Here is a 19,292-nt window from a genome sequence, read left to right on the forward strand (position 1 = left end):
AGTGGTTTCGCCTAAGTCCTTGAAATAGGATATGGATAAGATATAGTCTGTGCTTGTTAGAGATAACAAGAAGTTCATAAGAGAACTGCATAAATGGTAGCGTATTTATGTGAACGACGCTTCCCGCTGTTGTGGGGTTTTAAAAACTTTAAAAATATTTAAAAATAAACAGATAAATGTAGAATGATGGTATAATATCTCTGATGAAAAGGAGGTGATATCTATGTATTTAACTTTAAAACAACAGGTAAAACATCTTAGCAAAAAGGAGTTTAGGAATTTAAAACATTTATCTCATATAGCCAAGAACTTAACTAATGAAGCTATATATAATATTAGACAGTATTATTTTAACAAGAAAAAGTATTTAAGCTATAACGAAAACTATAAAATGCTTAAAAACAGTGAAAACTATAAGAAGTTAAATTCTAATATGGCTCAACAAATTCTAAAAGAAGCAGACGGAAGTTTTAAATCATTTTTTGGGCTTTTAAAACTTGCTAAGAATGGTCAATATAATTTTAAAGATATAAAATTACCTAAATATCTTGCTAAAGATGGTTTTACAACTCTTGTTATAGGTTTTGTTAGAATAAAAGATGATATTCTGATAGTTCCTTATTCAAATTCGTTTAAGAAAACTCATCAGGAAGTTAAAATTAAACTACCACCAATATTAAAAGGCAAGAAAATAAAAGAGATTAGGATAATACCCAAACAACATTCTAGGTACTTTGAAATTCAATATACTTACGAAGTAGAAGAAGTTCAAAGGGAATTAAATAAAGAAAATGCACTAGGAATTGATTTAGGTATAAACAATCTTTGCACTTGTGTTACAAATACTGGAGCTTCATTCATAATAGATGGTAGAAAATTAAAATCAATAAATCAATACTATAACAAGATAAATGCAAAATTACAAAGCATAAAAGATAAGCAAAAGACCTCCCGAACAACATTAAGGCAAAAGAGAATAGCTAGAAGGAGAAATAATCGTATAGAAGATTATCTTTCAAAAGCAGCAAGAATAATTGTAAATTATTGTCTTAATAATGATATAGGGAAAATAGTTCTAGGATATAATGAGGACTTTCAAAGAAATTCAAATATAGGAAGTATAAATAATCAAAATTTTGTAAATATACCATATAGAAAATTAAGAGATAAATTAGAATATCTATCTAAGTTATATGGAATAGAATTTAAGCTGCAAGAAGAGAGTTATACATCAAAAGCAAGTTTCTTTGATGGAGATGAAATTCCAATATACGATAAAGAAAATCCGCAAGAATATATATTCAGTGGAAAAAGGAAAAGAGGACTATATCAAACAAGCATAGGTAAACTCATAAATGCAGATTGTAACGGAGCATTAAACATATTAAGAAAAAGTAAAGTTGTGGACTTAAGCGTCCTATACAATAGAGGTGAACTGAACATGCCTAAAAGAATAAGGGTAGTGTAAAGCTATCAAACTTCTTAGAAAATTTTTGAATAATTTTAAAGATTTTAGAACCCTGTGACTTTAGTCGTGGGAGGTTCAGTGACTGGAAAAGTGTTGTGATATTCATTATATCTGTGGCACTTGTGTTAAAATGGAAAATGAGTCCGATATTGCTGACAGTAATTGCGGCGATTGCAGGAATTATAATTTATTAAAATCTTTACTTTAATCTTAGAAATAGAAAAAAATAAAATAGTTGTCTAAATTTGATTATTTTGATATAATAAAAATAAAAATTGTTAATTTTAAAAAAAATTTGACAATCAAAATAAAATATGATATATTTAGTCATACGAATTTAAAATAAAAGACTAGATATAGAATATAAACTAAATCCAATGGAGGTTAGAAAATGGCAAAAGTAGGTATTTTTTATGGATCAACAACTGGAGTTACTGAAGATATAGCAAATAGAATTGCTGAAAAAATTGATGGAGCAGAAGTTTTTAACATTGATGGAAATGTTGATGAGCTTGAAAACTATGATGTATTACTTTTAGGAACATCAACTTGGGGATTCGGAGATTTGCAAGATGACTGGCAAGCAGTATTAGACGACTTAGCTAACTTAAATTTAGCTGGAAAAAAAGTGGCATATTTCGGAAGTGGAGATCAGGGGACTTTCTCTGATACATTTATGGACGGAATGGCTATTATAAATGAAGAAATTTCAAAAACAGGAGCAACTGTAATTGGAAATACTTCAACAGAAGGATATGAGTTCAACGAATCAAGAGCAGTGGAAGGCGACAAATTTTTAGGACTTGCATTGGATGAAGTAAATCAGTCTGATTTGACAGATGAAAGAATTGATGCTTGGGTTGAACAAATTAAAAAGGAATTTTAGTAAAATTTTGTGAAAAAAGTTCACAAGTATAATTATGATTTTAGCTATATTCATATATAACTAAGATAAAATCAATTTTCACGAATTGATTTTCTCTCCAAAAAGTAGAAAAGGTGTCTCCACAACACCTTTTTTATTTTAAAAATAAAATAATATTTTTTTTAAGAAAAAATATAAAATTGAAACATATAGAAATTTGTGGTATAATTAAAAATAATTTTAGATTAAGGAGAAAGTGAAAATGAAAAATGCAACTGTGATAATATTTTACGTGATTTTAATGGTAATTATATTTTTACCTACATATCTTGCAAATAAAAAAAGAAAACAGCAACAAAAAGAGATGATTGACAATTTTAAAGTTGGAGACAAAGTTGTTACAACTGGAGGGATTTTAGGGACAATTACAAATGTTTTGAGTGAAACTTTGGAAATTAAAGTTGATAAAAATGCAAAAATTACAGTTTTGAAAACATCTATTTCAAGCGTAGAAAAAAAATAATTTTTTAGAAAGGATAGGTTTTGAAAAATGAAAAAAATATTGATATTTTTATTATTTTTAGTAGGTTCTGTCATATTTGCAGAAAATTTGGAAAGTATAAATTATAGAAATGGGACATTTAAAGGAATCTTTAAAGAGAATAAAAAAATGATTCCAGGGACAACTGTGACTAAAGTTGGAAATGACAATGTTTTAATTTTAAGTTTTTTAAATACAAAAGCGGCAAGAATTCCGCAAAGTACTTCTGTAAATGATCAGTATATAAGTAAAATTCAAGTTTATGAAAATGATTCTTCAACTTCGTTGATGTTTTATTTGAAACCATCGGCAAAATATCAAATAGTTACAAGAAACAAAGAAATTGAAGTGACATTTAATAGTGGAGATGCTAACTCTATGACACAGACAACGGTAACAACTAGACCAAATACAAGTACAACAAGTACAAGTATAAGCTCAAGACCGCAAGCAAGTGGTTATTCAAGACCAAATAATAACACAAATACTTACACACCGCCACAACAAAAACCAACAGGTCCAAGATATTCCACTTCAGGAAATAAAAAATATACTATTGTTGTAGATCCAGGACATGGTGGACATGATTCAGGTGCAAGAGGAAATGGATATAATGAAAAAGATATAGCATTACAAGTAGCAACAAGATTGGCTAACAATTTAAGACGGGATTATAATGTTATAATGACAAGAGATTCAGATTTCTTTGTACCATTAGATACAAGAGCTAAAATTGGAAATGATGCAAATGCAGATTTCTTTATAAGTATTCACTTAAATTCAGGTTCAAGCTCATCGGCAAATGGAACAGAAGTATTTTACTTTAGTAAAAAAGATGAAGAAAGTTATGCTGCAAGAGTTGCACAGATTGAAAATAGAGTGGATTCAAGCTATGGAGATACGCCATTTTCAGATTTAGTCGTAAAAGATATATTTTATAGAACGAATCAGAAAAAAAGTCAAGCTATTGCAACAACTGTGTTAGATAATCTTATAAACACTATTGGACTTAGAAGAAGAGGAGTTTTTGGAGCAAATTTTGCAGTACTTCGGGGAAGTAATTCGCCTTCAATTTTGGTGGAATTAGGATTTATGAATAACTACGGTGACTTATCACAGTATTTAACACCTGAAGGTCAAGAAAGAGCAGCACAAGCTATTGCTAATGCAATTAGACAATATTTTAGATAATTAGGTTTACGAATATTTGGAGAAAATTATGGCAGAAGAAATTAAGAAAAAAAAAGGTTTTTTTAGAAAAAATGGCTGGGTGATATTGCTTGTTTTAGCAACTGGTGGAGTTGTAGCTACGAGTTTCTATGACAAAGATCACGAAGATATGATAGAAGTGACTGTGGATAAAGGTTCAGAAGAAGAGAGAATTCAAAATAATGCAGAAAATTATCAGACAATTACTATCTTTGTATATGATAAAAATACTAAAACTATAAATGAAAAAGAAGTGACAATTCCTAAACAGCTAAATTTAGTTGAAGGAGATTTTATTAATGAAATTATAAAAAATTCAGATTTTATTAATGAAAATATGAAATTTAGAAGTGCTTACAATTTAAGAATAAATAATGTCAACACAACAGTTGTAAAATTAAACGGAGAGTTTTTAAATTTGAAAAAAAATCCTGAATTATTTAATGGTTTTTCCCAAGCAGTGTCGAATACAATCTTGAAAAATTTTTCAAATATTCAAAGCGTTGTAATTCAGATAGATGGGGAAACAAATATCGGGTAGAAAATAATTGTCCTAAAATAATTAATGATTTTTTTGTTTCATTAATTTTTTGGGACAATTTTTTTAAAAAAGTAAAAGGTGATGGAGATGAGAGAGAAAAAATCTAAAAAAAATAAAAAAGAAGTAGAGAAATTTAAAGAAAATAAAAACGAAAGTAAAAAAGAAAAGAAAAATAAAAGTGAGAAAAAAGAAAGAAAAGACAATAAATTTTTTGGAAAAAAAGTTTTGAAAAAAAATGAGAGTGAAAATGAAAAAATAAAAAAATTTGAGGAAAGGGAAGAAAAAGAACTGAAATATTTAAAAAAAGTATTGGCGGAATATGAGTTTAATTTTCAAGAAATTTTGCAGCTCTTGGAGTGGAGTCCCAAAAAAAGAAAAATTTATAAGATGTTATTAAATCATTGGGAAGAAAAGGGAGAAATCTTTTTAAAGAGAAATGGAAAGTACACTTTGCCTGAAAAAGAAGGATTTTTGCGAGGAGAAATTTCGATTGGAAATGGGAATTTTGGATTTTTGGATATTTTAGGAGAACACAGCGTGTTTATTCCTGGCGCATATTTGAACACGGCAATGGATGGCGACACAGTTTTGGTACGAATTCTGAAAGAAAGCAGCAGTTCTAAAAAAAGAGAGGGCGAAGTTGTAAATGTAATTAAGAGAAACAGAGAGATTATAGTTGGGATTTTTGAGCATAATTTGAGCTTTGGCTTTGTTCGTCCAAAAAATTCTCCAAGCGACATTTACATTCCGAAAAAATTTATAAAAGGTGCAAAAACTGGGGATTTGGTTGCTGTAAAAATTGATTTTTGGGGAGACGATACACGAAAACCAGAAGGAGAAATTGTGAGTGTCTTGGGAAATCCGCAAGATACAGAAGTTTTGATTTCGTCGTTGCTTTTAAATGAGGGAATTGAAGAAAAGTTTTCTAATGAAGTTTTAAAAGAACTAGATAAAATTGATGAAGATTTTACAAATGAACTTTCAAATAGAAAAGATTTGCGAAATCTTGACATCATTACGATTGACGGAGCGGATGCAAAAGATTTGGATGATGCCGTGTATGTTGAAAAAAAAGAAGATAGATACAAACTTATTGTAAGTATTGCCGATGTTTCTCATTATGTTGGCGAAAATACTGCACTTGACAGTGAAGCACTAAAGCGGGGAAATTCGATTTATCTTGTGGACAGAGTAATTCCAATGCTTCCAAGAAAATTGTCAAACAACCTTTGTTCGCTTAATCCGAATGAAGATAAACTGACTTTCTCGGTTGAGATGGAAATTGATTTTAAAGGAAAAGTTGTAAAAAATAATTTTTATAAATCAGTTATAAGGTCCAAATATCGAATGACTTACGACGATGTGAATAAAATTTTTGATTATCAAAGAGATAAAAAGAGTGAAAAAAACGGAAAAAACGAAAAGAATGAGAATTTGTCTGAAGAAAAAAAAGAAATATTTTTTGAAAATAAAAAGGTTTTTGAAAGATATGAAAAAATTTCGGAAATGCTAAAAAATATGTTGGAACTTTCTAAAATAATTCGTGCGAATAAAAAGAGAAGAGGAAGCATTGATTTTGAACTGCCAGAAATAAAAGTTGTGCTGGATGAAAATAAACTTGTGAAAGACATTAAGCTTCGTTCTCGTGGGGAAGCTGAAAAGTTAATTGAAGATTTTATGGTAATTGCAAATGAAACTGTGGCAGAAAAATTATTTTGGGAAGAAACTCCAGCGATTTACAGGGTTCACGAAGATCCAGACAAGGCTAAAATTCAAGCGTTAAATGAAACGCTTATAAAATTTGGGTATTCACTAAAAAATATGGATGAAATTCATCCTGGAAAATTTCAAAATATTATAAATAAAACAACGGGACTGCCAGAAGGATATTTGATTCACAAGTTAATTTTACGGGCTATGCAGCGGGCAAGATATGCGAATAAAAATCTTGGGCATTTTGGTTTGGCTTCTAAATATTATTTGCACTTTACTTCGCCAATTAGGCGATATTCAGATTTAGTTGTCCACAGGATGCTTGGGCGTTCGATTGAAAGGTTCATAAATGAGAGGGAAAAAACAAAATATTTATCTGATTTTGAAGTGATAGCAAGTAATATTTCCAAAACTGAGCGAATTGCCGATAAATTGGAAGAAGATAGTGTAAAAATTAAATTAATTGAATATATGCAAGATAAAATTGGTGAAACGTTTATAGCTAGACTTAGCGGAATGAATAAAAATAAAATATTTATGGAACTTGAAAATCATATAGAAGTTGTCTATAATATTACAAGTTCACGGGATAATTTCATTTACGATGAAGAAAATTTTAAAATTATAAATAAAAAGACAAATGAGAGCTTTACGATGGGAAACACACTAAAAGTGAGTGTTATGAGTGCAAGTTATGAAAAGATGGAAATTGAAGTTATTCCGTTTGAAGAAGAAAAAAGCGAAATAAATTTAGAAAACTAGAAAATTTATTTGATTTTTAGATTTTAGATAAAAAAAATTATTAAATACTTAAATACTTAAAAAGGATTATGCATTTTCCTAAATTAATGTAAATTTATGAGATGGAGAATTTTATATGAAAAGAAAGTTATTAATTTTAATAAGTTTTTGTTTCTTTTTGGTCATAAGTTGTGGAAATAAAGAGGAGCAAAAAATCAGAAAAGATTTTGATGCCACTATGGGAATTATGAGAACAGGTGACTACAATAAAGTAAAAAAAATGAGTTCTGAACTTAGTGAAGAGGAATTTTCAATTGTTGAAGAAGGATTTAAAAGAATAAAATATAAAATAAAAAAAGTTGAAGTAAATGGCAATAGAGCTAAGATGGCAATAGAAGTAAATTATCCAGATATTTCAAGTGTTATGCAAGAATACTTAGTTCAATTGGCCAGTAAAGGGCAAGAGATTGAAAATAAAAAATTAACGATTGATCAGGGAAAAAAAGAAATGAGAAATTTTACAAAAAGTTTTTTTTCTCAAAAATTTAAAGAAAATAAAGTAAGTTTTTTAAAAGAAAAATTGACGGTAAATTATGTAAAAAATGATGAAAAATGGCGACTTAGCGCCAATGAAAATAAAGATTTAATAAAATTATTTTCGCTTGGAGTGGTGAATGAATAAAAGGGGGAAAATATGGTTTTAGCAAAAAATAAAAAAGCGTATCATGACTATTTTGTAGAAGAAAAATTGGAGGCTGGAATCGAGCTTGTGGGAACAGAAGTAAAATCTGTAAAAGCTGGTAAGATAAGCATAAAAGAGAGTTTTGTAAGAATTATAAGAAATGAAGTTTTTATAATGAATATGCACATAACACCTTACGAATTTGGAAATATTAACAATGTGCCAGAGTCAAGAGTGAGAAAATTACTTTTGAGCCGAAGAGAAATCAATAAATGGGAAGCCAAAATCAAAGAGCAAGGATACACAATTGTGCCACTTTCAGTTTACAAAAAGCAAAGACTTGTAAAAGTGGAAATTGCACTTGCAAAAGGGAAAAAACTTCACGATAAAAGGGAAACTTTGAAAAGAAAAGATATAGATAGAAATTTAAAAAAAATTCAAAAAGATTTTTTAAGATAATGGGATAAATTGATAATAAAAAATAAAAATATCAGGGAGGCTAAATGGATATTTTAAAAAATGTGGCAAATGAACTAAATTTTAATGAGTCACAAGTGGAAAATACAATAAAACTTTTTGATGAAGGGTCGACTGTGCCGTTTATTGCTCGTTATAGAAAAGAAGTTACGGGAAATTTGGACGAGGAGCAAATTAGAGATGTAATTGAGAAAGTTACTTATTACAGAAATCTAGAAAAGAGGAAAGAAGAAGTCTTAAGACTTATAGAAGAGCAGGGAAAATTGACTGATGAACTGAAAAGTAGCATAACTTGTGCAACAAAACTTCAGGAAGTGGAAGACCTTTATTTGCCTTACAAGAAGAAGAAAAAAACGAAGGCGGATATTGCAAAAGAGCAAGGGCTAGAACCTTTGACAGAATTTGCATTGATTTCGACAACTACTTTTGAAGAGTTACAAAAAGAAGCAGAAAAATATTTGAGTGAAGAAGTTGTATCGGTTGAAGATGCGATTAATGGAGTGCATTTGATTATTGCACAAAATATTTCGGAAGATGTGAAAATAAGGGAATTTTTGAGAAATAAAATTTCAGAATTTGGAATTTTGACTTCAAGAGTTGTAGAAAAAAACAAAGAAAACGATGAAAAAGGGGTTTATCAAGATTACTATGAATATTCGGAGCTTATTAAAAAAGCGGCTTCTAATAGAATTTTGGCAATAAATCGTGGTGAAAAAGAAAAAATATTAAAAGTTGACATTGAAATTGACGAAAAAACTGAAAAATTTATAGTGGACTTTATTTTGAATACTTTTGAAAATAAAAATTTAGTTGAATTTTTGAGCGAAGTTATAAAAGATTCGCTGGATAGACTGGCTTATCCGTCGATAAAAAACGAAGTGAGAAATATTTATACTGAAAAAGCTGAGGAAGAAGCGATTAATATTTTTTCTGAAAATTTAGAAAAACTTCTTTTACAACCGCCTTTGAGTAAAAAAACATTGATGGGCCTTGATCCTGGTTACAGAACAGGTTGTAAATTGGTAATTATCAACAAAGATGGCTTTTATGAAACAAACGATGTACTTTTCCTGGTTGAAGAGATGCACAATTCAAAGCAGCTTGCAACCGCAAAGAAAAAAATCTTGGACTACATCAAAAAATACGATGTTGACATCATTGCAGTTGGGAATGGAACCGCTTCTCGTGAAACTGAAAGTTTTGTGGCAGATGTTATAAAGGAAGCATCAAAACCTGTGTCATATTTGATTGTAAGCGAGGCGGGAGCTTCAGTTTACTCAGCTTCAAAAATTGCGATTGAGGAATTTCCAGATTTGGATGTAACGGCTAGAGGAGCGATTTCGATTGCTAGAAGAATTCAGGATCCGATGGCTGAGCTTGTGAAGATTGATCCAAAATCAATTGGAGTCGGAATGTATCAGCACGATGTGAATCAGAAAAAATTGAATGAAACTTTGGAACAGACAATTGAGCATGTTGTAAATAATGTTGGAGTCAATATTAATACGGCTTCGTGGGCATTACTTAGTTTTGTGTCTGGAATTAAGAAAAATGTAGCTAAAAATCTTGTGGATTATAGGCACGAAAATGGAGATTTTAAGGACAGAAAAGAGCTTAAGAAGGTAAAAGGCTTGGGAGCGAAGGCTTTTGAGCAGATGGCTGGATTTGTTGTTGTGCCTGATAGTGAAAATCCTCTGGATAATACGATTATTCATCCTGAGTCGTATCACGTTGCCGAAACTATTTTAAAAGAGGCTGGATGTAAAGCTAGTGATTTGAAGGATAATTTGAAAGAAGTTAGACAAAAATTGAAAAATGTTGATTTGAAAAAAATTATATCTGAAAATGAATTTGGGAATGAAACGGCAAAAGATGTATATGAGGCTCTTTTAAAGGATAGAAGAGATCCACGTGACGAATTTGAAAAACCTCTTTTGAGATCGGATATTTTGAAGATGGATGATTTGCAAGAAGGAATGGTTTTGGAAGGAACTGTGAGAAATGTGGCAAAATTTGGAGCTTTTGTGGATATTGGATTAAAAGGTGATGCGCTGCTTCATATTTCGGAAATAGCTGAGAAGTTTGTTTCAGATGCTACAAAGGAACTTTCTGTGGGACAGATTATTAAAGTTAAAATATTGTCACTGGATAAAGAGCGTGGAAGAGTGGGTCTTACGAGAAAAGGATTATAAACTAATTTAAAAAGAATTAAAAAAAGTGCAAATATTGAAAAAAATAAAAAATTTTTAAAAAAATATTTGTACTTTTCTGAAAAATTTGGTAATATATAACAGTAAGAAAATTTGGGTTGTTAAAAAGTTATAAAATGCTATTTTAAATCATAAAATTTTTAATTTTTGTAATAAAATATGACCTAAAAAATTTAAAGAATTTTTAAAAAACCAAATCAATTTTAAAAAATAAAATATTTTTAATATTTTAAATTTTTAAAGAAATTTTTCTTTTTAAAACTTTTTTAAAAAAATATAGAGAAAGAAGGAAGGTTCAGGAATGGAATTTTTAGTTGGATTAGTGCCAATAGTTGTATTTTTGATATTGCTGACATTTTTAAAGAAATCAGCAATGTTTAGTGCGTATGCCAGTTTAGTAGTGGCAATTATTTTAAATTTTGTTATGCCAGGGTGGAGAATGCCGATTCAAGGGGTTTTTGCTTCAATTATTGAAGGCTTTGCGACAGCATGGATGCCTATCGGTTTTGTAGTATTTGCAGCACTATTTGCTTATGATTTATCAGTAAAAACTGGTAAAATTGAAACAATCAAATCAATGTTAGGAAGCATTTCAACAGATAAAAGAGCTCAAGCATTGATATTAGCTTGGGGATTTGGTGGATTTTAGAAGGTATTGCAGGATATGGAACAGCAGTTGCGATTCCAGCGGCAATTATGGTTTCATTAGGATTTACTCCGCTAAGTGCAGCTTTAATTTGTCTTATTGCAAACTCAACACCAACAGCGTTTGGAACAGTTGGACTGCCAGTTACAACAATGATTTCAAACTTTAAATTGAATGCTGGGGAAACAGCATTTTATACATCATTATTGTTATTAGTTTTGACATGTATTATACCATTTATCTTGGTAATAATGGCTAATAAAGAAATTGATGGTGGAAAAAATGCAGCATTTGGAAGAGGAATTTTACCTGTAGTTATTGCTTCAATTATTGGTTATTTAACACAACCATTTATCGCAAAAGCAATGGGTGCTGAATTGCCAACAATTTTATCAAGTTTATTTGCAATGATCTTAATGATAGTTGCTACTAAAATCTTTATTAAAGAAGATGAAAGTGCAAAATCTAATAAAGGTCAAGCTATTACTGGAAAAGATGCATTTATGGCTTGGGTTCCATATATTTTAATGATAATCTTAATTATTGGAACAAGTCCAGTTGTAGAAGCTGTTCATAAAGCGTTAGAACCAACAACTACACATTTCAATTTTGCTTTGGGACATGAAGCTACATGGTTTAAGGATAAAGGAGATCCAAGTGTAATATTCAAATGGATTTTAGCACCAGCTGCGCCATTATTTGTTGCAACTGTTATAGCAGGATTTATTCAAGGTGTAAAACCAAAAGTTATGGTTGAAACATTAAAAGAGACAATTTTAAGTAAATTACCTTCAGTTGTGGTAATTATGGGAATTGTAGCATTATCAGTAGTAATGAAACATAGTGGGATGATTGAAAGTATAGCAAAAGGATTTGCTGCAACAGGTAAATTCTTCCCAGTAATTTCGCCATTCTTAGGAACTATCGGTACATTCGTAACAGGAAGTGACTTGGCATCTAACTTGTTATTCGGTGGAGTTCAAGTAAATATAGCAGGATCAAACGAAGCATTGAAAGCATTGTATATCGCTGCTGGTACAGGTGGAGCGACAGGAGGAAAAATGATTTCTCCGCAAAATATTGCAATTGCCGCTTCAACAGTTGGATTAATGGGTAAAGAAGGAGATATGCTTAAATTCACTGTTAAATATTCAATAGCTTATGCAGCTGTTTTAGGTATTTTAACATTCATTGGAGCAGGAATGCTTCATTAAAAATTTAAAACTAAAAATTATGAAGTTTAAAAAAAGTAAATGCAATGGTTAATGAAAAGGAGAATACTGAAGTTAGAAAAATTTTGGTATCTCCTTATTTGTATATTTAAGGATATTTAAGCTAGAGTTATTTAAAAATGTAAAGAATTATGATATAATAAAAAACATAAAAAAAGAGTTAGTTTTTAGAAAAATATAGGAGGAAATAATGTCAGAAAATCAAAATATTGAGAAGGTAGATTATGCAAAAACACTGAATTTACCAAAAACAAGTTTTAAAATGAAAGCTAATTTGGCACAAAAAGAGCCATTGACTTTAAGAGATTGGACAAAATCAAATATTTATGAAAAGTCATTAAGAGAAGGTCATCCATTCTTTATTTTGCATGATGGACCGCCGTATGCAAACGGAAACATTCACATTGGACATGCAATGAATAAAGTGTTAAAAGATATAATTTTGAAATATAAAAGATTAAGAGGGTATGATGCACCGTATATTCCTGGCTGGGATACTCACGGACTTCCAATCGAGTGGAAAATCATGGAAGAATTGGGAGAAAAAGCAAAAGCAATGACTCCACTTCAAATTAGACAGGAATGTAAAAAGTATGCCTTGAAATGGGTAGAAAAACAAAAGAAAGAGTTTGTAAGACTTGGAATTTTAGGAAATTGGGATAATCCTTATATTACACTAAAACCTGAATTTGAAGCAGAACAATTAAAAGTATTTAAAGAAATTTATGAGAATGGCTATATTTATAAAGGGCTAAAACCGGTGTACTGGTCACCGACTACTGAAACTGCACTTGCAGAAGCAGAAATTGAATATAAAGATGTAACTTCTCATTCAATTTATGTGAAATTTGAAGGGGAAAAAGATTTGGCTGATAAATTAGGTGTGGATAAAGCAAGTATTTTAATTTGGACAACAACACCTTGGACATTACCAGCAAATTTGGGAGTATTTTTGCATCCTGAATTTGATTACGGGTTGTATAAAACTGAAAAAGGAAATTTGATTGTTGCAAAAAAATTAGCTGAAGATGTATTCAAAACATTGGACTTGTCGTATGAATTATTAAAAGAATTTAAAGGGACAGATTTGGAATACACTCATTACAAGCATCCGTTCTTAGATAGAAAAGGATTGGTAATGAATGCTGATTATGTAACAGTAGATGCAGGTACAGGAGCAGTTCATACAGCGCCTGGACATGGAGCAGATGACTATAATTATTCATTAAAATATAATATTGGAATTTTGTCGCCAGTAGATGATAAGGGGCATATGACTAAAGAAGCGGGAAAATATGAAGGAATGTTCTATGCAAAAGCAAGTAAGGCGATTGTTGAAGACTTGACTGAAAGCGGACATATGTTGTATCACACAACTTTCGTTCACTCGTACCCGCACGATTGGAGAAGTAAAAAACCAGTTATTTTCAGAGCGACTGAACAATGGTTCATTAGCGTAGATGAAAGTGACATCAGACAAAATGCGTTAGATGTGTTGAAAAAAGTAGAATTCGTGCCAGAATGGGGTAAAAATAGAATTAACGCGATGATTGAAACAAGACCAGACTGGACAATTTCAAGACAAAGAGTTTGGGGAGTACCAATTCCATTATTCTACAACAAAGAAACAAATGAAGTGATTTACGATTCTGAAATCATGGACAGAGTTATCGAATTAGTGAAAAAAGAAGGAACTGATATTTGGTGGAAATATGAAGCTAAAGAAATCATCGGTGAAGAATTATTGGAAAAATTAAACTTGAAAGATGTAGAAATTAGAAAAGAAAGAAGTATCATGGACGTTTGGTTTGATTCTGGAGTTTCCCACAGAGGAGTTTTAGCACCAAGAAACTTGCCAAGACCAGCTGATTTATACTTGGAAGGAAGCGATCAGCACAGAGGTTGGTTCCAATCATCGCTTTTAACTTCAATTGCAAGTACAAAAGATGCACCATACAAAAGAGTTTTAACTCACGGATTCGTAATGGACGGACAAGGCAGAAAAATGTCTAAATCGCTTGGAAATACAATTGTTCCAAAAGATATTATTGAAAAGTACGGAGCAGATATTTTAAGACTTTGGGTATCATCAGTAGATTACAGAGAAGATGTGAGAATTTCTGAAAATATTTTGCAGCAAATGTCAGATGCGTATAGAAGAATTAGAAATACAGCAAGATTTTTGATGGGTAACTTGAATGATTTTGATTACAAAACTGAAAAAGTCGACTACAACGATATGTTTGAAATTGATAAATGGGCAATGCACAAATTGGAAGAATTGAAAGAAAAAACAACTGAATACTACGATAAATATGAATTTTATAATTTATTCCAAGAAATTACATATTTCTGCTCAATTGAAATGTCATCGTTTTATCTTGACATAGTAAAAGATAGACTTTACTGCGAAGCGCCAAAATCACTTACAAGAAGAAGTGCTCAAACTGTGTTGACAGAAGTGTTAAAAGTGTTGGTAAGAATTATTTCGCCAGTGTTGTCATTTACAGCTGAAGAAATTTGGGAAAGAATTCCTGCATCATTGAAAGATGAAGAAAGTGTACATTTATCATCTTGGATTGAACCAAATCCAGCTTACAAAAATGAAGAACTATCAAAAAAATGGGAAAAAATTGCTCATTTAAGAAAAGAAGTGAACAAAAAAATTGAAAGCTTGAGACAAGAAGGATTAATTGGGCACTCGCTTGATGCAAGAATTCTTTTAAATATCACAAATGATGATTATTCATTCTTAAAAGATTATACAGAAGATGAAGTTTCTGACTTATTTATCGTATCTCAAGTTAAATTTGTAAATGATAGTTTGGAAGAAAGTGAAATTAGTGGAATAGGCATTGCTGTGGAAAAAGCGTCTGGAGAAAAATGCGAAAGATGTTGGAAATATGGTGAAGAAATTGGACATGACCACAATTATTCGGATGTATGTCCAAGATGTGCAAAAGTTCTTGACGAATTGAAAGGTAAAAATTAATTTATGAATTATATAATGATAATATTGGGATTGACTTTATTTGACCAAGTTACAAAATATATAATTTATCGAGTTGCAGAAGGTCAAGCGGGTTTTTCAATCCCAATTATAAAAAATTTTTTTCATATTACTTATGTTGAAAATCACGGTATGATTTTTGGACTGGCACAGGGTAAAATAAATGTGGTTACGATATTTAGCGTACTTCTAATTATTTTCATAATTTTTAGCGAATACAAAAATTTTAAGAATTATTCAAAATGGACAAAAGTCGGAATTTCAATTATAGCAGCTGGAGCATTGGGAAATATGATTGACAGAATTGCCAGAAATTTTGTCATAGATATGATAGATTTTCGTGGAATCTGGAATTTTGTGTTCAACGTTGCAGATATGTATGTTCATATTGGTATTTATATTATTGCGATTGATTATTTAGTGAGAAAATATAAAATAAAAAGAGGTAAATAGCGTGATTTTTGCTGCTGTTTATGGATTTTCTCTTATTTTTCTTGTAGCATTAATATTTGTTGTATTTTTGACTATTATTTATTTTTCTAAAAATAAGGTATTGGCAGAACTAATTATTTGCGGATTTATATTGGTTTTTACTATTAATTTTTTCTATATCTGGTTTCCAATTAAAAAAAATACAGAATTGAAAATAGGAAATTATTTACTTGCAACCGATTATAATGCGGCTGTTCCTGAAGTAAGTTTTTCTTTAGGAAATAAGGGATATTTAAAAAAATTAAATAAAATAAAAGATAACTGGATTGGCTATATTTATGATTTTGATGAAGCAATATCTAAATTTTTAGATGAAGAAAAAATTGGAAAAGAAAAAATAGAATACAATAAGAATTCAGGTTATTTTATAATAAATTCGCAAAATCAGCTGTTTCATTTGACAGAAGAACAGGCAAAAGAAAAACTGAAAGTAAAAAATCTTAATCTGAAAAATCCAGAAAAAATTATAAGAAAATATGGAGAAAAAAAAGAAAAATCAACATTTTATAAAATAATTGATGATTATTTTATACCATTTTCAGATAAGGGAATTGGTATAATAGGTTATGAAGTAATCAAATACTTCGCTATTTTAATATTAATTTTAAGAATAATATATTTGAGAAAACTTTTAAAAAAAGAAATCAAGAGAAAGGATAGAGATAAATGACTTTTCAGGAAATTATATTAACTCTTCAAAAATTTTGGGGAGAAAAAGGGTGTATAATATCAAATCCGTATGATATTGAAACAGGTGCAGGAACATTTAATCCAGACACTTTTTTAATGTCATTAGGTCCTGAGCCTTGGAATGTTGCCTATGTTGAGCCATCACGTCGTCCAAAAGATGGAAGATACGGTGAAAATCCCAACAGAGTGTATCAGCATCATCAGTTTCAGGTAATTATGAAACCATCGCCAGAAAATATTCAGGAACTTTACTTAGAAAGCTTAGTGGCATTAGGAATTAATCCTAAGGAACACGACATAAGATTTGTGGAAGATAACTGGGAAAGTCCTACACTAGGAGCTTGGGGGCTTGGATGGGAAGTATGGTTAGACGGAATGGAAGTAACTCAATTTACTTATTTCCAACAAGTTGGAGGGTTAGAAGTTGAAATTGTTCCATCAGAATTAACTTATGGACTTGAAAGAATCGCACTTTATTTGCAAAATAAAGATGATGTAAAAGATTTAGAGTGGACAAAAGGTGTAAAATATGGAGAAAGAAGATTCCAATTCGAGTACGAAATGTCGAAATACAGCTTTGAAGTAGCCGATGTGCCAATGCACTTCCAATTATTCGATATGTATGAAAAAGAAGCATTAAATTGCTTGAATCACAACTTGGTATTACCAGCTTACGACTATGTATTAAAATGTTCACACACATTTAACAATCTTGATGCAAGAGGTGCAATCAGTACAACAGAAAGAATGTCTTATATCTTAAGAGTAAGAGATTTAGCCAAAAAATGTGCCGAACAATTTGTGGCAGCAAGAAAAGAATTGGGATATCCATTGTTGAAAAAATAAGAAATATAAAAGGGGGCTTTTCAAAAGATTTTGAGAAGGAAGGAGTGTGTAATGAAACTAACAATTAACAATATCGGGAAATTAAAAAATGCTGAAGTTGTAATTGATGGAATAACGGTTATCACTGGTGAAAATGATACTGGGAAAAGTACGGTTGGGAAAGTTTTGTGGAGTGTTTTTAATGGATTTTATGAAATTGATGAGAAAGTTTATAATGAAAAAGTTTCTGAATTGGAAAAAATTGTAGATAAACTTATGAAAGCAAATGGTTATAATAAAATTGCTGATAATTTTAAAGACTTTTTTGGAATTTTTGATAGAACTGAAGCAAAAATTGCTATTGAACTTTTAAAAAATAATAAAAATTATTCAGAAGATGAGATAAAAATTATAATTAATAATTATAAAAAAGATCTAAAAATTGAAAATATTTCAAATTTTGTTCAAGAAATAAATGAAACTTTAAAAATTTCAGACAAAGAAATCATAAAAGTTATTGTTTCACGAATTATGAATAAAGAATTTCATAATCAAATTAATGCCATTTTTTCTAGAGAAAAAATGAATATTGGAGAAATAAGTCTTAAAATAAAAGATAAAGAAATAGATTTAAAAATTGAAAATAATGAAATTTCAGATGTTCAAAATTATTTTTTAATAAATAAAGAAACAATGTATATTGATAATCCATTTATTTTGGATAGTTATGATTTCGAGGATGAAAATCACCAGACACATTTAGCAACCAATGTTTTTTCAGAAAACGAAAATAGTGTTATTTCTGAAATAAAAGTGAAGAAAAAATTGAATAATATTTACCAAAAATTAAACAGTGTTTTGAGTGGAGAGATTTTGGAAAATAAAAATTTTAAATTTGTTTACAGAAAAAATGGTGAAGATATTGACTTAAAAAATTTATCTACAGGGCTTAAAACTTTTGCAATTATAAAAATGTTATTGCAAAATGGAACTTTGGAAGAAAATGGAACAATAATTCTTGATGAGCCAGAAATTCATTTACATCCAGAATGGCAACTAAAATTTGCTGAATTGATAGTTTTATTGCAAAGAGAGTTTGGAATGCATATTTTATTGACAACACATAGTCCGTATTTTTTAAATGCAATTGAAGTTTTTTCGGAACGACATAAAATTGATGATAAATGTAAATATTATGTGGCTGAAAATGAAGGAAATAGCAGTATTATAAAAGATGTAACAGGAAATACAAGAGAAATTTATAGAAAATTAGCAAGACCAATTCAGGATTTAGAAAATATTAGATATAGCAGTGATTTAGATGAGTAAAAAAATTAATTTGAAAATATATAATACTTCTACATTAAAGCAAACTTCAAAAGATGATAACAATGAAGAATATATGACAGAAAGTCAAATTAAAGTAATTAATTTTGATAGTGTTGGAGGAGATAAGTACACTAGAAATAATAATTTGAGCATTCAGCTGAAAACAAATGATGTTTTATTTTTACATAGCGATAGAAGATATACTTTTATTGAATTTAAAAATGGGAAATTACTTGATAAGTCTAATAGAATTGATATAAAAAAATTAAAGGATATAGAGTTAAAGATTCTTAATAGTATGTTTGTTTTAGGAGATATTGAGAAAAAATCTTTAAATACTTTAAAAGAAATTACAAATTATATTTTAGTCTACAATGAAGAAAAAAATTCACCAAATGAAAAGAATTCCATTTCAGAGATTGGAAATTATTTTATAAATCAGGGAAGTAGTTTATCAGTTGGAGAAAATACTTTTGGTAAAGATGAAATCATTTGTTTTGGACTTGAAAAATTCAAAGGTTATTGCTTCAAAAATGTACACACCTACTCAAAAGAGGAATTTGAGGAAAAATTTGTAAGAAAATATGAGAAATTAAAATAAAAAATAAAGTCTTTTTTGCT

At 29.7% G+C, this 19,292-nt stretch carries 15 protein-coding genes and 1 pseudogene; all 16 read left to right on the plus strand.

Annotated features, from left to right (window positions below):
- Positions 1 to 223: 223 nt before the first annotated feature.
- The 16 genes and pseudogenes from BCB68_RS04000 to BCB68_RS04085 all read left to right on the plus strand — a co-directional run bounded on the left by BCB68_RS04000 (position 224) and on the right by BCB68_RS04085 (position 19,272).
- Positions 224 to 1,468 (plus strand): RNA-guided endonuclease InsQ/TnpB family protein, encoded by a 1,245-nt coding sequence (locus tag BCB68_RS04000; protein ID WP_094079628.1) that lies wholly within the window; start codon positions 224 to 226, stop codon positions 1,466 to 1,468.
- Positions 1,469 to 1,859: 391 nt separating this feature from the next.
- Positions 1,860 to 2,354 (plus strand): flavodoxin, encoded by a 495-nt coding sequence (locus BCB68_RS04010; RefSeq protein WP_094079629.1) that lies wholly within the window; start codon positions 1,860 to 1,862, stop codon positions 2,352 to 2,354.
- Between the two features lie 241 nt (positions 2,355 to 2,595).
- The gene (gene yajC / locus BCB68_RS04015) at positions 2,596 to 2,856 is read left to right on the plus strand and encodes a preprotein translocase subunit YajC (protein ID WP_094079630.1); all 261 of its coding nucleotides are present in this window, start codon (positions 2,596 to 2,598) and stop codon (positions 2,854 to 2,856) included.
- Between the two features lie 27 nt (positions 2,857 to 2,883).
- Entirely contained in the window at positions 2,884 to 4,065 is a 1,182-nt protein-coding gene (locus BCB68_RS04020; protein ID WP_094079631.1) for an N-acetylmuramoyl-L-alanine amidase family protein, read from the plus strand.
- Between the two features lie 28 nt (positions 4,066 to 4,093).
- On the plus strand, positions 4,094 to 4,624 hold the full coding sequence (locus BCB68_RS04025) for a GerMN domain-containing protein (RefSeq protein ID WP_094079632.1): 531 nt from the start codon (positions 4,094 to 4,096) through the stop codon (positions 4,622 to 4,624).
- A gap of 87 nt (positions 4,625 to 4,711) precedes the next feature.
- Positions 4,712 to 7,099, plus strand: coding sequence for a ribonuclease R family protein (locus BCB68_RS04035; RefSeq protein WP_172826459.1), 2,388 nt, complete (start codon positions 4,712 to 4,714; stop codon positions 7,097 to 7,099).
- Between the two features lie 115 nt (positions 7,100 to 7,214).
- Positions 7,215 to 7,760, plus strand: a complete 546-nt coding sequence (locus BCB68_RS04040; protein ID WP_094079633.1) for a hypothetical protein — start codon at positions 7,215 to 7,217, stop codon at positions 7,758 to 7,760.
- Between the two features lie 12 nt (positions 7,761 to 7,772).
- Positions 7,773 to 8,219 carry an SsrA-binding protein SmpB gene (gene smpB, locus BCB68_RS04045; protein ID WP_094079634.1) on the plus strand — a complete coding sequence of 149 codons (447 nt, stop codon included), beginning with the start codon at positions 7,773 to 7,775 and terminating at the stop codon, positions 8,217 to 8,219.
- Positions 8,220 to 8,263: 44 nt separating this feature from the next.
- Positions 8,264 to 10,429, plus strand: a complete 2,166-nt coding sequence (locus tag BCB68_RS04050; RefSeq protein ID WP_094079635.1) for a Tex family protein — start codon at positions 8,264 to 8,266, stop codon at positions 10,427 to 10,429.
- 319 nt (positions 10,430 to 10,748) lie between these two features.
- Positions 10,749 to 12,307 (plus strand): annotated as a pseudogene (locus tag BCB68_RS04055) (L-lactate permease).
- Positions 12,308 to 12,515: 208 nt separating this feature from the next.
- Positions 12,516 to 15,317 (plus strand): isoleucine--tRNA ligase, encoded by a 2,802-nt coding sequence (gene ileS / locus BCB68_RS04060; RefSeq protein ID WP_172826460.1) that lies wholly within the window; start codon positions 12,516 to 12,518, stop codon positions 15,315 to 15,317.
- Between the two features lie 3 nt (positions 15,318 to 15,320).
- The gene (lspA, locus tag BCB68_RS04065; protein WP_094079636.1) at positions 15,321 to 15,788 is read left to right on the plus strand and encodes a signal peptidase II; all 468 of its coding nucleotides are present in this window, start codon (positions 15,321 to 15,323) and stop codon (positions 15,786 to 15,788) included.
- Position 15,789: 1 nt separating this feature from the next.
- Positions 15,790 to 16,497, plus strand: coding sequence for a hypothetical protein (locus BCB68_RS04070; RefSeq protein ID WP_094079637.1), 708 nt, complete (start codon positions 15,790 to 15,792; stop codon positions 16,495 to 16,497).
- Positions 16,494 to 17,363, plus strand: a complete 870-nt coding sequence (gene glyQ, locus BCB68_RS04075) for a glycine--tRNA ligase subunit alpha (RefSeq protein ID WP_094079638.1) — start codon at positions 16,494 to 16,496, stop codon at positions 17,361 to 17,363. Before BCB68_RS04070 ends, glyQ begins: the two co-directional genes overlap by 4 nt.
- Before the next feature lie 51 nt (positions 17,364 to 17,414).
- A complete protein-coding gene (locus BCB68_RS04080) occupies positions 17,415 to 18,671 on the plus strand; it encodes an AAA family ATPase (protein ID WP_094079639.1) in 1,257 nt (418 codons plus the stop codon).
- On the plus strand, positions 18,664 to 19,272 hold the full coding sequence (locus tag BCB68_RS04085; protein ID WP_094079640.1) for a hypothetical protein: 609 nt from the start codon (positions 18,664 to 18,666) through the stop codon (positions 19,270 to 19,272). The genes BCB68_RS04080 and BCB68_RS04085 overlap by 8 nt, the downstream gene beginning before the upstream one ends.
- Positions 19,273 to 19,292 lie beyond the last annotated feature (20 nt).

Origin of the sequence: Leptotrichia sp. oral taxon 498 (assembly GCF_002240055.1) — a bacterium.
GTDB lineage: Bacteria > Fusobacteriota > Fusobacteriia > Fusobacteriales > Leptotrichiaceae > Leptotrichia > Leptotrichia rugosa.